The sequence below is a fragment of the Kordiimonas sp. UBA4487 genome (assembly GCF_002389025.1).
Lineage (GTDB): Bacteria > Pseudomonadota > Alphaproteobacteria > Sphingomonadales > Kordiimonadaceae > Kordiimonas > Kordiimonas lacus.
Genome location: NZ_DGNR01000012.1, coordinates 328,133 through 342,125 on the forward strand (window position 1 = coordinate 328,133; position 13,993 = coordinate 342,125).

General features: G+C 53.5%; 11 protein-coding genes and 1 tRNA gene. 9 read left to right on the forward strand and 3 right to left on the reverse strand.

All coding sequences use genetic code 11. The features are described from left to right. Positions 1 to 178 precede the first annotated feature (178 nt). Positions 179 to 268 (forward strand) — tRNA-Ser (locus B3Z17_RS11020). An 832-nt stretch (positions 269 to 1,100) separates the two neighbouring features. Here B3Z17_RS11020 and B3Z17_RS11025 read toward each other — a convergent pair. Further along, positions 1,101 to 2,129, reverse strand: coding sequence for a GlxA family transcriptional regulator (locus B3Z17_RS11025; protein WP_286829832.1), 1,029 nt, complete (start codon positions 2,127 to 2,129; stop codon positions 1,101 to 1,103). Positions 2,130 to 2,254: 125 nt separating this feature from the next. Between B3Z17_RS11025 and B3Z17_RS11030 the strand changes: the two genes are divergently transcribed. From B3Z17_RS11030 to B3Z17_RS11060, 7 genes are all read left to right on the forward strand, one after another. Next, positions 2,255 to 3,655, forward strand: coding sequence for a hypothetical protein (locus B3Z17_RS11030; protein ID WP_286829833.1), 1,401 nt, complete (start codon positions 2,255 to 2,257; stop codon positions 3,653 to 3,655). A gap of 53 nt (positions 3,656 to 3,708) precedes the next feature. Continuing rightward, on the forward strand, positions 3,709 to 4,449 hold the full coding sequence (locus B3Z17_RS11035; protein WP_286829834.1) for a methyltransferase family protein: 741 nt from the start codon (positions 3,709 to 3,711) through the stop codon (positions 4,447 to 4,449). 862 nt (positions 4,450 to 5,311) lie between these two features. Continuing rightward, on the forward strand, positions 5,312 to 6,007 hold the full coding sequence (locus B3Z17_RS11040) for a winged helix-turn-helix transcriptional regulator (protein ID WP_286829835.1): 696 nt from the start codon (positions 5,312 to 5,314) through the stop codon (positions 6,005 to 6,007). A gap of 271 nt (positions 6,008 to 6,278) precedes the next feature. After that, entirely contained in the window at positions 6,279 to 6,956 is a 678-nt protein-coding gene (locus B3Z17_RS11045; RefSeq protein ID WP_286829836.1) for a PAS domain-containing protein, read from the forward strand. Between the two features lie 38 nt (positions 6,957 to 6,994). Then, positions 6,995 to 9,241, forward strand: coding sequence for a methyl-accepting chemotaxis protein (locus B3Z17_RS11050; RefSeq protein WP_286829837.1), 2,247 nt, complete (start codon positions 6,995 to 6,997; stop codon positions 9,239 to 9,241). A 56-nt stretch (positions 9,242 to 9,297) separates the two neighbouring features. Then, entirely contained in the window at positions 9,298 to 10,038 is a 741-nt protein-coding gene (locus B3Z17_RS11055; protein ID WP_286829838.1) for a TorF family putative porin, read from the forward strand. A 306-nt stretch (positions 10,039 to 10,344) separates the two neighbouring features. Beyond that, entirely contained in the window at positions 10,345 to 10,881 is a 537-nt protein-coding gene (locus B3Z17_RS11060; RefSeq protein WP_286829839.1) for a hypothetical protein, read from the forward strand. A gap of 120 nt (positions 10,882 to 11,001) precedes the next feature. On the opposite strand, the gene B3Z17_RS11065 is transcribed toward B3Z17_RS11060, so the two are convergent. After that, complete coding sequence (locus B3Z17_RS11065) at positions 11,002 to 11,484, reverse strand: hypothetical protein (RefSeq protein ID WP_068303991.1); 483 nt, start codon at positions 11,482 to 11,484, stop codon at positions 11,002 to 11,004. A gap of 323 nt (positions 11,485 to 11,807) precedes the next feature. On the opposite strand from B3Z17_RS11065, the gene B3Z17_RS11070 reads away from it, so the two are divergent. Further along, on the forward strand, positions 11,808 to 12,962 hold the full coding sequence (locus B3Z17_RS11070) for a hypothetical protein (protein WP_286829840.1): 1,155 nt from the start codon (positions 11,808 to 11,810) through the stop codon (positions 12,960 to 12,962). Between the two features lie 381 nt (positions 12,963 to 13,343). Here B3Z17_RS11070 and B3Z17_RS11075 read toward each other — a convergent pair whose 3' ends face one another. Beyond that, positions 13,344 to 13,892 carry a hypothetical protein gene (locus B3Z17_RS11075; RefSeq protein ID WP_286829841.1) on the reverse strand — a complete coding sequence of 183 codons (549 nt, stop codon included), beginning with the start codon at positions 13,890 to 13,892 and terminating at the stop codon, positions 13,344 to 13,346. Between the last annotated feature and the right edge of the window lie 101 nt (positions 13,893 to 13,993).

The window sequence follows — 13,993 nt, forward strand, 5'->3', positions numbered from 1 at the left end:
ACTGGACCAATTAGTCCAGTAAATAATTCGCATGCGAACTTTATGGTGAAAGTCGGGGCTGATTTGCCTGCGGTTTCCTCGTGCTGAAAATCGCCCTGTTTTCCCCTTGATCGGGGGAGAGCGTTGGAGTAGGGTGCGCGCCGCTGTCGCCCCTTACGGAGCGGCCATGCCCCGATGCGGAGAGTTGCCAGAGCGGTCGAATGGGGCGGTCTCGAAAACCGTTGTGCGTGCAAGCGTACCGAGGGTTCGAATCCCTCACTCTCCGCCACTTTCTTTTGAAGATTTCGGTACAATATGTCGTGTTGTTTGTTTTGGCTGCGTGGCAAATATTCTTTGCTACGGAAACGGCTACGCCAATTGCGACCGGCTCAGTTACGTAGTCCGGCTCCCTAAACACGCTTGGCCTTTAGGCCGCTCCTGGCCCAAGCGGGTATTAATGGCAGCTTGCCCTAAGGACTGCCTCTCGCCAGAAGGGGGCATTTCGATGGGGAAAAAGGTGTGACGTTTCCGCCCAGGCAGACACTTCTTCTCAGGCATATGAAGGGCGGGCCTCAGGTTTGAGCAGGGAAGGTGCTCAAAAAGAGCTTTCTGGGGAAAGTATGCCCAATCTGGGACCCGCCAGCAGCGTCCTTGACGGACGGGGAAATGCCCCGCCTTTTCTGCTATCGGAAGTGATCGCATGGCGGGACGTGAATGAATATGGCTGTTTGTGACTGTTTGGGTCCGTTGGTGCCAATTCAGGCTGGCCAACCTCATTGGCATGATAGCACTTTCGTGTGGCATGGTTGCATGATCAAGGCTTTAGGCGGGGCTCAGCGCCTGGCAGGAGGGGCTGTCTCCGTGAAGTCACGCTTCTCTGGGAGGAGTCATGCCGGCAATGAGACCCGCCTCAGGCTCTTGAAAAGCCAGGGGCATTCACCACGCTTTGGGTGAATGACCAAGGGAACTCTGGCACGGTTAGCTACTCATGCTAATGGCTGTTTGTGACTATAAGAGGCAATATGTGCCAACCCTATGCCGCGATTTGTGGGCCGCGATTTGTGGGCCACGGCTTGATGGGCAAAGCTTGATGCATGCTGTTTGCCTGGGCGGGGCATACGTCAACTTGCTGCGCCAATGGCCTTGAAGCGTTTGCGGTAGTTATGCGGGGACACGCCTGTCCGGCGTTTGAAAAGGCGCCGGAATGCGCTGGAATCGGCATACCCGACCTCTTCGGCAATGTCGTCGATGTCGGCATCGGTTGCTTCCAGCATCTGTTTTGCTTCCTCCATCCTCAATGTCTGGACATAGTCAATGGGGGTATAGCCGGTTGCGGCTTTGAAGCGTCTCTTGAAGGTTCGTGATGCCAACCCTGAAAGGTCAATCATTTTTGCAACAGGCGCAGGGGTGGCGTAATGATCAGCCACCCAGGACTGTACGCTTGCGATAACAGAGTCCTCATGCTGACGGGGGCGCACCATCGCGGTGAACGGAAGCTGCCCCTCGCCCCTGTCGCCGAACAGGAATATTTTCGCGATGCGTCTTGCTTCTTCTTCGCCGCAGAAGCGAGCGATCAGATATAATACCAGATCGTTCCAAGACGCAGAGCCGCCTGACGTAACAATCCTGTGGGCTTCGCCCGTGGGCAGTAGGACGCGTTCGGGCTTCAGTAGAACTTTCGGGTAGCATTCCGCAAACGTACGTCGGGCACTCCAGTGTGTTGCGGCCTCTTGATTGTCCAGGATGCCGGCTTCGGCCAACATCAGCGAGCCCGTGCAAACTGAGCAAATTACAGCGCCATGTCTATATTGCTCTCTGATCCATTGCGTTGCCTCGGGCCACAAGTCGGAAAGTTGGGAGCCCGGCTTTATCATGAGGTCCGGTACAATCACAACGTTGCTGTAATGCATGTCGCTGAATGTATGGCTGGTTGTGACTGTCACGCCCATTGTCGTTTGAAGGTTGCCTTCAGACTTGGCGACAATGCGAGGTGAGATTCTCCGTGCGTGTGTTTTAGCCCCGGTCAACTGTTCCCAAGTGCTGCCTACAGCAGCGAAAACTTCATGCAAGCTATACAGGACCGCAGCCGAGGACTCCGGCACGGCCACCAGGCTGATGGAAAGCTCATTTTTATATGTCGGCACTGGCATAATGGCTGAAATGGCACAAATGGCACGTTCTTGTCAACTATCGCACTAACATTCTCCGGCTCCAGATGACACCTTTGTCAAGACCAACAGTTGTAGTCACGACAAGTAAGGGATTGAAGCCAGCCATGTTTGAAGTCTCTCGAAGAAAGCTTTTGGGTGCCTCCATGTTGGGAGGCGGCCTGCTTCTGTCCAGCTTGGGTGGAAGAGCGAGCGGTGAACAGCTTGCCAGGAAAGGACGTATTTTGCTTAACCAGTTTGACAAGATTCCTGATGGCTTGAACGAAGCTGTCAGTTTTCCCCTCATTGAGGCGATCCATGGCAGGCGTTCCCGGCGATTTGCCCTTGGGGCATCAATCCCTGACGGGCCCTTCAAATATCAGTCAAAACATGAAGCGAAGCCGCTTAGCGAGTTGGAGCAAATGCTTTTGCTGACGACGGTTGGGGGGAATACTGGTTGGTCCAATCTGATACCCTACAATCGGTTTTACCTGCCAAATATTCCAAACTATGCCGGCGCAAGTGGTGGGCGGACCTTCCCCTCCGCTGCGGGGTTCCATACGTCGGACATATTCTATACCGATGACAATGGCGTCTATTACCTTCCCACGCGCGATATGCCTTCAGCCAAGGCGATAGGCGAAAATGGTGAGACGGATCTGAATGGTTACCTGGAAGAGCACAAAAAACGCATTGTCAAACTTGCCGATGGCCGCCTGAATATTCCGGCAGCGCCGGAGCATATGGAAATGCACAATGAATGGTGTGCCAATGTTCCTGGTAGCACCTTCATTATCCCCGTCGCAGATTTAGCGCAGCACCATATCCTGAACCTATGCTATCTGGTTCAAAATGGCGCCTGCATATATGATGACACCAAAGGGAAGCAAATCCCGGGTCTAGACCGATTCAAAAGCCTTGTTGATATCGGCAATCCATATCCAATGTCATTCGTGGACCAGATGAGCTTAACCGAGGTGACGGTGGAGACCTCTACGGCTTGTTATAGTGGGGCGCTGATGCTTCAGGCTCTTGGCCTGGGCGGTTGGATGTATCAGGGCGTAAATCCATTCAGTGTTCTGGGCGCCAGTGGTGACCCCGCGGTGCCAGGACTTGGTTTCTCCTATGATTTGGACGACCGATGGCCGCTTCCGAATGTTACTGGCCTCGAAGGCGTGTTCGAAGGCCATTGCCCGCCACACTTCCCCGACATGAGGGCTGCGGTTGATTCAGTGATTGACCGGAAGTTCGGCAAAGGGGGGCCTTTTAACAAGCAGACGTCAGGGCCATACAAAAACACCGAAGCAGCTCGCGGCAGTGCAGCGCCAGTATCCGAGGAGTTCCGCCAATGCGTGAGCGTGATGGCGCAATATATCTATGATGAATACGGGCGCTTTCCTGCGTCTGTACCTTCCATCTTTACCATGATGTACCTCCAAGCCCACAAGCTGGATACGGACTTTTATGACCACTACCACGAGGCAGGCGGTTACTTGCGCACGCATGCAAACAACAAGAAAAACTGGTAGAGGCGCGCCCTTGTTTCAGGGCAGGCATTCTCACTGACACGAAAGCGAAAAAAATGAAGAAAACTCTGTTCCTGGTTTATGCAATCGTTGGCTATCTGATTGGGCAGGCCAGTTTGCTCTATATATTCGGGTTCCTGATCGACCTTGCGGTCCCTAAAGGCATCAGTGACGGGAACCAGTTATCGCCGCTGATGGCAAGTGCCATCGATTTGCCTCTTATCATGGCATTTGGGCTTCTCCACTCGATCATGGCCAGGGCCAGCTTTAAGCGCTGGTGGACACAGTTTGTGCCTTCGCCGATCGAAAGACCAACATATTTGCTGGTCACGGCTGGTGCCACAGCAGCTTTGGTGTGGTTTTGGCAGCCAATTCCAATCACGATTTGGCATGTTGAAGCACATTGGGGTCAGGTGGCGTTTTATGGTGCCTATGGGTTGGCGTGGTGCATGATGCTGGCTGCAACTTTCCACTTTGGGCATTTCGACTTTTTTGGATTGGCGCGCGCATGGACGGAGTTCCGCAAGGCTCCGGCTGAAAGCAAGAAAATGTCCATCCGTTTTCTGTACGCGCTGGTCCGGCACCCAATAAGCCTAGGCTGGATGATTATGCCGTTTCTGACACCACATTTTACCTTGGGGCATCTTGTGTTCGCGGTTGGGGTGCTTGCCTATGTCATGGCAGCAACGCCCTTTGAGGAAGCTGACCTGATTGATGAATTGGGTGATGAATATCGGCAGTATCGCAAGCAGGTTCCAGCTTTTCTTCCATACAAGAAGACAGGCCGACCCCAATAGGGGTGGGTATCGATGCCTATTTCTTGGAGTTTCACCTCCATCGCGCCGGTGCCGGCACCGATGCTGAGCACACCGCGGCTGCTTTCGGAGAGGCCGCCAATAAGGTCTCGTTCGTAAGCGCGCCTGCAGTTCCTTCAATCAGGTTGGTTGAACAGAGTGGCCAGTTCACATTGTGAACTCGCCAAATAACCTGGACTGCCTTACGGCTAAAAGCTGGCGACAGGCGGCTGGCGGCAGGCGGCAGAAATAGCGAGGCTGTTGACGGTTTTGGTGATTGTCTGTTGCAGGCGTGTTTGTGTGGCAGCTCGTTATTTCGGTGAGGTCAGATCTTTATTGAATTTAAGTGATCGCTATTGTTCATCAAAATATTGACGCGCTTCCCATCGAAAGGTATTTAAATTTAAGTGAACAATATTGGTTGTTTAAAATTTAAAGAGTAATTCTCTCATGACGGCACGCGTTCACCCTGAGACCAGCCAGCCATGACATTCTCCGGATGACATCAAAATGGCAGAAAAGAACCTTTTCTGGCTTTTATGGCGCTTAACGCTGAAGGGCTGATGCGGCAAAACAGTTCGCTGTTCACGGTATCGGATTCTGCCGTTGGCGGCTTGTGAGCAGGCTACGTACCCAGCCTGTTTTCTCGGTGGGTTTAACCATCTTTGGTTAAGCTTTTCGAGGCACCCGTGTGGCCTGGACGTCGGACATATGCTGATCGGTGGAGGATTCATGGCAAGTGCACCTTGAGTACAGTAGATCGCCCGCTTCTGCTTTGAGACGGTGTGTTGCAGGACACAGTCCTCTTTACAGAAAAAAGCGATGAACAGGGAAAGGAGGAAAGTTAGTTGAGGGTGCCGCGTACATGAATATAGATTCTTTTGACTTAAAAGCAGGGCCTATTGCACAGGCAGCTGACATCATAAGCATGCCTTGGAACCCGCTAATAATTCGCGAACTGATTTGCGGGTGCAGGCGTTTCAACGAAATTCACAAAAACATACCTCGTATTTCCCGCGCTTTGCTGGCGAAAAGAATGCGCCATCTGGAATCAGCAGGAATTGTGGAAAAGACTGGCGCCAAAGGCACAGAATATAAATTGACAGAAAGTGGCATGGAGCTCGCGCCAATTATTTCTGAAATGAGCCGTTGGGGGCAGAAGAAAATTGAGCACCTATATCAGCCTGACGATTGGCAAGTGCACTGCACGATGTATGCCATTGGCGCCCTGGCGGCAGCGTCGTTCCGCTATATTCAAAGCTGTGTCATTAGCGTTGAAATATCAGGGGCCTCAGGCTTGGTTCGAAATTGGTGGTTTGTTGTTCGGCCTCAAGGGGTTGAGCTCTGCAACATAGATCGAGGACTGGCCGTTGATCTTCACTTGGTATTAGACTTCAAGACAGTCAAAAGCGTTTGGAGCCGAGAGCTTAATTTGTGGGCCGCAATTGAAAGAGATCGTATTTTCTATTCAGGAAATAGGGACATCGTCAATTTGGTAAGCCACTGGCTGGAGCGGCTTAAGCTGTCAGGCTTGCTGGATGAGCTGGTTCTAAGGTTTTAGTTTTATCCGCTGTTTTTTGGTTCACATTGTGAACTATTCGATACCAAAAATCTCATCTAGAGGTCGTCATTGAAACTTTTGGTTGGTTACACCTCCTTGTTCGCAAAGGAGGCTAAACTAAAGGATAATCAATGCGTCTTCGTGCATCCAAAATTGAAGGCCTTTGGCCATGTTTTCCGGGTCTTGGCGCCTCGCCGAGTTTGCGAGAGCAGGGCGGAGGTTTTGCTCTGCCGATCTCAGGAAAGAAGCTTGAAAACAGAGTGACGTATGTATGAGTGGCTTATCTACGGCGGGTATACCTATGCCTCCAGACAATATGTTTAACCATTTCATACGCTATTATATTAGCTTGGTGCAGGATGGCCAAATACCCTCCCGAGCCCAAATCCATCCGAAGGATATTCAAAGGATCCTACCTTGGCTTTCCATCGGGAAATATATAAAGCCAAGGGTCATGGTGCCAACCCTTGTGGGGTCTGCCATTGACGAGTCGATCGGCACGCCTCTTACCGGTAAAAATATCTTCGAAATTTTGCCTTCAGACGCTTGGGCGCACTATGAATATTTCTACGACACGGTATGTGAAACCCCCTGTTTTGGCCGTATTCGCCGTTCCTTTCTTACGCCTTATGGGCGCTATGCCCAGCTGTGCAGCCTGTACGCACCCCTGAGGTCCAACACAGACGGAGAGATGCTGTTGCTGGGATGTAGCAGCGTATGTTCCATGGGCCGTGGAAACGACAAAAGATGTATGACGGCAGGGTTATGTCCCGTGCTGCCGGCACAGCCTCACACTGAAGGCAGTGACTTGTCGTCCAGGGAATTGAGATTCGGAAAACTAATCGATGTGTCTTTTGCTGATTTTGAATTTGGTCAGCAAGCGGGCCAGCCAGTGGCTGAAAGCCACTTCACTCCGGACTGGACCGTGAAGATTCCCGCGTCCGGTTAACCCCGGTACCAGTTTTATGCCACTTAAGGAGCGCACTTATGTTGAATTTGGGTGGTCAAAGAATTGCGACACGACTACCGCTGGCAGTCGTCTTGTTTGTGACCTTCACATCGGCAGCTGTCTCGGTATTTGCTTTTTTTCAGGCAGGAGCCGAACTGGAAGAGCAAGTAAAGAGCCGTCTGGAAGCAGTTCTGGGAGCCAGAAAGTCAGAGCTGTCCGGCTACCTTTCTTCCATTCAGGAAGATTTGGAGTTGGTTGCTGAAAATGAAAATACATTGACGGCCCTGCGCGCGTTTAGTGCTGCCTGGGCAGATATTGACGGAAACCCGCAAAACGTCCTGCAGCAACAATATATTACGAACAACCCTCATCCAACGGGCGAAAAAGACAAATTGTACGACGTTGGTGATGGAACTGCATACAGCCTTGCTCATGTGAATTTTCACCCTTGGTTCCATCAATTGCAGCAGGCGCGGGGATATTATGATGTCTTTCTGTTCGACCTAGACGGAAACCTTGTCTACAGCGTGTTCAAGGAACTGGACTATGCGACCAATATGAACAGCGGTGAATGGCGATCAACTGATCTCGCCAACTCCTATAGAGCTGCCATCAAAAATGGTGCGCGAGGGGGCAAAAGTTTCTTTGATTTCAAACCTTATGCGCCCAGCCAGGGCGCCGCAGCCAGCTTTATCTCGACGGCAATCCCTGATGAAAACGGTAATACAGCGGGCGTTCTCGTGTATCAGATGCCGATCAATCGCATAAATGACATTATGCAGAAGACTGAGGGAATGGGTGAAACTGGTGAGACCTATATCGTAGGTGAAGATCGTCTCATGCGTTCAGATTCCCGCTTCTCCAAAGAAAGCACAATTTTGAAAACTCGCGTGTCCGGGGCGACTGTTGATGCTGGTTTAAGTGGCAAAACCGGCGTGGACATTATTGAGGACTATCGGGGCGTTGACGTTGTTTCTGCATACATCCCCCTCGAATTCCTGGGCGCCAAATGGGTACTTCTTGGCGAGATTGATGTGGCCGAGATGGAAAAGCCGGTAAACGGCATTGCCTGGATGATGGTGCTTATTGCCGTTTTGGCTGCGGCCATCATGGCTGGGATCGGCTTTCTGTTTGCGCGCAGCATCACGGTCCCCATTCATACCATGGTCGCGGCGATGGCTAAGCTGGCTGAGGGCAATACCGACGTTGATGTGCCATGCAGAGAAAGGAAGGATGAAATTGGCGATATGGCGTCGACTGTTCAGGTGTTCAAAGAAAACCTGATTGAACGGCGCCGATTGCGTGAAGAAGCCGAAGCTGAAGAGAAAGCCAGAGCCGAACGGCAGACGGAGCGTGAACGAGCAGCAGCAGAGCAGCGAGAGGCTGAATTGGCACGCGAGCGCGAACAAATAGAAGCCAAGGAAGCTGTTGCGAAAAAAATGACAGACCTAATCCTGGATTTCGACCAGAAGACGGCCGACTTGCTGGAAACCGTTTCTTCAGCAGCTACTGAATTGGAGAGCACGGCCCAGTCCATGAGTAATACGGCACAGCACACCAATGAACTGTCTTCTTCGGTGGCATCTGCGGCTGAGGAAGCCACGGTAAATGTTCAGACAGTAGCAAGTGCGACTGAGGAGCTCAGCGTTTCCATCTCCGAGATCGGAAAGCAAATTTCTCGGTCATCCGATGCCAATGCAGCCGCTGCCCAGAAAACGGAGGAAGCCAGTTCCGTTATGAACGAGCTGGAAGCTGCCTCAACCGCCATTACGGAAGTGGTCCAGCTAATTAACGATATCGCGAAACAGACAAACCTCCTTGCCTTGAATGCCACTATTGAGGCTGCAAGAGCCGGGGATGCCGGAAAAGGTTTTGCAGTAGTTGCATCAGAGGTGAAGTCGCTTGCTGGCCAGACTGCCAAGGCGACTGAACAGATTGAGCACCAAATTAGATCGGTACAGGAGAGAACATCGGTAGCCACGCTTTCTATGTCCGGAATCCAGAAGGCCGTGAAGGAAACCGCCGAACTTGCAAGTGCTGTAGCTGCTTCAGTCGAGCAGCAAAGAGCAGCTACCGACGAAATCGCTCGCAACATTCAGCAAGCATCAACAGGTACTCAAGAGGTCAACAAGAGTATTACAAGTGTCGCCCAGGGCGCCTCTGAGACGATGGCTGCATCCAGCCAGGTCCTTGGGGCCTCGGAGCAAGTTTCCAGTGTATCCGATACTATCAAGCATTCTGTTGAACAGTTCCTGAGTAGCGTTCGTAGCGTTATGGCCCGCTAACCATTGGTGGGCAGTGACGTTTTGCAGCCATGCACAAAAGCCAAGAAGGGAAGCCTATGATGATGACAATAAATGCCTGGACTAATGCAGTTCCACATGACCGCACGTCGCCGCGTGTCGCTATCCTGATTGTAGCGTTTGGTATTCTCGCGTGCGCTTTTTCTAGTCCAAAGGTGGTGGCAGACGACGGCAGTAGCTTCAGTCTGTCAGCCAATGCCGCGATTGTGAGCGAATATAGGTTCCGCGGTTTGAGCCTTTCCGATCATGATCCGGCAATTCAAGGCGGCTTTGACCTTGAGCACGAGAGCGGCTTTTACATCGGCACTTGGGGTAGCTCCATCGAGCCGGTCGGGGGATCAGAGTTCGAATTCGATATTTATGCCGGCTATGCCTCTGAAATTGAAGGGATTTCCACTGATATCGGCCTATTGGCCTATACCTATCCCGGTTCCTCGGGAACATACTATGTCGAGCTCTATGGCTCGGTTGGCGGGACAGTACAGGATACGGTCGACTGGACGCTTGGTGCTGCATTTGTCTGGGATCAGGAAAATGTCGGCAACAAAGACAACATATATCTGTATCTGGACCTGAGCATGCCGATAGCAAAGACACCGCTATCGCTTGCTGGTCACGTGGCATACGAAGACGGCGCTTTCGGTGACAAAAAATGGGACTGGAGCCTTGGTCTCACCCATGCGTTTGACCGGTTTGAACTGAGTGTGTCCTATGTTGATACGACTGTTGAAGGGATTGGTAAGGGCGCGATTGTTGCCGGACTGAGTGCAGGCTTCTGATCTGGCAGCAGCGTCTAAAAAGCATTCCCAGATTGCTCATGGCAAGCCATGCCAGAACAGCCATTCCCACGCTGAATTATTGAGAGAAGCCTCGGTCTGGTTCTGGCTGTTCTGGCATGGTTGGTCATTGGGGAAAGAGCCTGCCGCATTGAGATGGCAGGGCTGTTGCCGGTGAAATTCACTGCACCAAATGTTTCACCGGCCACCCATGAGAGCAATTTTGACGACGTTCGGAATGCTGCAGTGGCCAGAAGATTGTTTGGGAATGACTGACATCACCCACTAGCAATGCACGGGGAGGGGGAGTTGCATCAAAAAAAGATTCATGGATTACGTGTTCTTCTCGCGCTTGAGAACGAACAAGTCGCTCGGGGGTTGAAGCACATGCTGCTGAGCTATGGAGTTAGTTCTTCCATGGCAGTAGACAATCGGCGGGCGACCAACCTGATGGCTACTGAAACCTACAATATTATTGTAACAAATGAGAGCTTTCCAAAACTTGGGGGCGCTGATTTTACACGATTTATTCGTCTGACGGATAAACCCATGGCGATTGCTCCAATAATATATGGTCTTGAAATGCCGAGCAGGGAGCGAGTTCTGGAAGCACGCGACGCCGGCGCAACCAAAGTTGTCGCGATGCCCTTCACTGTAACAGGGCTTATGAAGGCTATTTCGTTAGCCATGACCGATGGACGGCCCATTGTCCAGCATACCAGCTACAGCGGTCCCGACCGCCGTATTGCCAATGATACAAGCTATATAGGGCCTGAAAGGCGTTATAGGTCGGCCGCCGTCATTTCTTGGGGTGATCAGTTAAATATGTTGCGATCCACCCTCTAGCTGCCTCGCGGTCGCATCATCAGTTCCAGGTCGATTGAAGGGCGCCCTGTTGCCGGAAACAGTTTCCTTCGTCCCTGGCAAAGGTTCCCTGATAAATGGCGTGCATCGATTGGATTGACCTCAGGCAGGCACAACCGACACCCGGAAAGGCGTGAGCCTGAGGGACGCATACAGCACCGGCATCATCACCGGCTCGTAATCCGGGCACAGGGCGAAGGGTTGGCTTTCCGCGCTGCCGACCACCAGCGCGCCGTCCTCCATGCGCCAGCCAACCGACCACAAGCGGTTCGGGTTGGCGAAAATGGCGCCGCCTTCGGCCTGATAGTCCAGATAGTGCGGCTGGCCCGCGATCTGGCATTCCAGATAGTCGGTATCACCCTCGAAATTCAGGCGGGTGAAACTGGTGGCCTGATCCTTGTGCGGCACAAAACAGAACAGGCGGCGCGAATTGGGCCGGTATCCCAGATAGCCGGTCTCGCCCTGCTCGTTACCGCTTCTGTATGTCAGCTTCAGGAGCACCTTGTCACCCGCGCTGGTCAGGCGGTCTTTAAGCAGCATCTCCATCACTTCATCCGCAAGGGTGAATTTAGCCAACATATTCATTTCAACTCTCCTGGACCCGGCCCGTCCGTTTTGGCGGCCCGGTTCTGCCTTGGCGTTTTCGCATTATGGCGCCTTATCAGCAGGAAGCATGCCAACAGGCGGCCCCGCGGAAACCGGGGACTTCGTGTGAATTTTCCCTCAATTGGCCGCGCAAACGCGTGTCCAGTCCGTGTCAGACGTGTCCGACACGGACATGGGAGGTGCAGGTCCTCCTGGTCATCCATCAAGTCATTGAAATAAATGAATTTTATAATTGGCATGCCCCCTGCAATCGCCAGTCCTACGGGGTAGATCACCGACGACACTTTGAGGGGACGATGACAATGAATGCACCACTGGTTTCAATGCAACGGGGCCTGGGCCATGACCTGGCGTCAGAGTATAAAGAGGAGCTCCTGGGGGTTGTCCTGCACGCCAGTGCGGCGCTTGAAGCCCCGGCACCATCACGCGGTCTGCCGGACGCTTTCCAGAAGCGCTACAGCGAGGCCAAGACAGCAGCCTACAGGTTCGTCAACCAGGTGCTGGACCCGCTTCTTGAAGTGCCCATGTACCTGAAGCGCCAGCAACAGATCATCTGCAAGAACCCGGTTGGGGTGCGGAACTGCTTCACGTTGCTGCGCGACAGCGCGGCCCCCGCAGACGCCCGCAAGCAGGCGACGGATTTCCTGAAAGTTCAGGCAGACACAGCCTATTTCAGCCTCAACAGCAGCGCCGGCAAGGTGCTGACGCTGGAAGCCAGCATCCGCGACTATGCCGACAAGATGACCCAGCCGGTGCAGAAGCTGAAGAAGCTGGCCGGTGAAGTCCGCGCCCAGACAGCGCGCAAGGTGGACCTGGCGCAACTTCATGCATTTGAGGGCCAGCGTGGGCATCTGGCGATGCAGCTTCGCGCGGCTTCCTGGCAGTTGATTGAAAACGGTGTCCGCACCGGTGACCGCTTCCGCGTGGCGCACGCGGAAATCTCAACAGAGATGCCGTGGAAGAAGGTGCCGTTTGTATCTGTGGTCGCCCAGGTGGGCGAAGACACGATCCGCATGGACGGCAAGCTGCTGCAGAAATCGGCGGCGCGGGCGCAGGCCCTTTATCACAGCCTGTGCGAGGCGGCAAAAGCCGTCTTTCATGCCGGTGCCACGGCAGACGCGTTGGCGGGCCTGATGATGCATGCCCAGGATGTGCTGGCCCAGCGCAAGGCCATCTGCGAGGCGCTTCTTATTGTTGCGGCGGAGATCGAGCGTGCCACCACCCACTGCACCCAGGCCCAGAAGGCGCTTGAGGCTGATGATTATGCGGGCGCCGAGGCCGCGTTCGAGAATATGGCCGAAGCCTGGCACGAAGCGGTGCTGACCGCCCAGGGCATGGAAGTGGATATCGCCTACGCCAACGGTGATTTCGTCAGCGTCGGCATGGAAGGCAAGCAACTGGGCGCAAAGCTCGCGGAAGTCACCCCCGCCCATGGTCTCGCCAGCGAGATCTGTTGACCCCCAATCGAGGGACGGGGCGTGAGAGCCGGTGCAGCGGGAAACCGCCGCACCGGTTTTTATATGGGGAAGGTGGGCGACGGGAAACCGCCGCACCGGTTTTTGTTTGGGGAAGGGGCTCGGTCGTCACCCCGGACCCGACACTTGCCTTGGTGCACTCTGTCGTCATTCGCCGGCTTGACCGGCGAATCCATTGGTCATGCCATCCAACATGGACTCGCCGATCAGGTCGGCGAGTGACGAAGATGAGGGAGAGCGGACCCACCCCTTGATGCGTGTCTGACACGCCTAACATGTCTGAAGGCGGGGCGGATGAGCGGCAGGCAATAAAAAAAGCGGGCACCGCAGCGCCCGCTTTTGTGGGTGTATTTGGGCAGTGCATCAGTCTGGATTATCACCGCCACCGCTACCGGTTTCTGGGTCAAAGCTCAGCACGCGCGGAATGCGCACGATGTCGTCGCCCATGTTCTGGTATACGGCCACACCGAGGAAGCCTGAAAGCTGCCAAAAGCCTTTTTCGGCAACGACCGTGAGCGTGTCACCTGACCATGTGCTGACCCAGGTGCTGATGCCAGTGGACGGGTCTGTGGACTGCGTCGGCTCGCTCCAGTCGCCCACCAGGCATTTGGTTACCTGATCCATTTCAAAGGGCGAGAAGCTCTCAATCTCATGCCGCACATTGGGTTGGGATACCAGGTCCAGGCTGATCACCTGCATGTTGCTTACTTTGCGCAGTTCATCTGGTGTGGCGGTCATGGTGACTTCCACCTCAATGGTGTCGCCCGCATTGAACTGGATACAGCCGGTGTAGCGGCCTTGTTTGGTCATAGCGTCCTTGCCGTTATGCTCAAACCGGTACAGTAGCACGTCGGAAATCTGGTCCCCGTCGAACTGCAGCCTCAGTTTATAGTCGTTCTTTTGCTTGGTCATAAAAAGACTCCCCTGTGATTAAACTGTTTTGTCAAATGGGGGCAGGTGCCCAACTCGGAACTCAGGAAACTTCGTGGCCCTTGCCACCCCACAATGGGGAT

Coding starts and splice junctions, on each gene's coding strand:
- B3Z17_RS11070 (WP_286829840.1), top strand. CDS start 11,808: ATGAATGCACCACTGGTTTCAATGCAACGGGGCCTGGGCCATGACCTG.
- B3Z17_RS11045 (WP_286829836.1), top strand. CDS start 6,279: ATGAGTGGCTTATCTACGGCGGGTATACCTATGCCTCCAGACAATATG.
- B3Z17_RS11025 (WP_286829832.1), bottom strand. CDS start 2,129: ATGCCAGTGCCGACATATAAAAATGAGCTTTCCATCAGCCTGGTGGCC.
- B3Z17_RS11065 (WP_068303991.1), bottom strand. CDS start 11,484: ATGAATATGTTGGCTAAATTCACCCTTGCGGATGAAGTGATGGAGATG.
- B3Z17_RS11030 (WP_286829833.1), top strand. CDS start 2,255: ATGTTTGAAGTCTCTCGAAGAAAGCTTTTGGGTGCCTCCATGTTGGGA.
- B3Z17_RS11040 (WP_286829835.1), top strand. CDS start 5,312: ATGAATATAGATTCTTTTGACTTAAAAGCAGGGCCTATTGCACAGGCA.
- B3Z17_RS11035 (WP_286829834.1), top strand. CDS start 3,709: ATGAAGAAAACTCTGTTCCTGGTTTATGCAATCGTTGGCTATCTGATT.
- B3Z17_RS11055 (WP_286829838.1), top strand. CDS start 9,298: ATGATGATGACAATAAATGCCTGGACTAATGCAGTTCCACATGACCGC.
- B3Z17_RS11075 (WP_286829841.1), bottom strand. CDS start 13,892: ATGACCAAGCAAAAGAACGACTATAAACTGAGGCTGCAGTTCGACGGG.
- B3Z17_RS11050 (WP_286829837.1), top strand. CDS start 6,995: ATGTTGAATTTGGGTGGTCAAAGAATTGCGACACGACTACCGCTGGCA.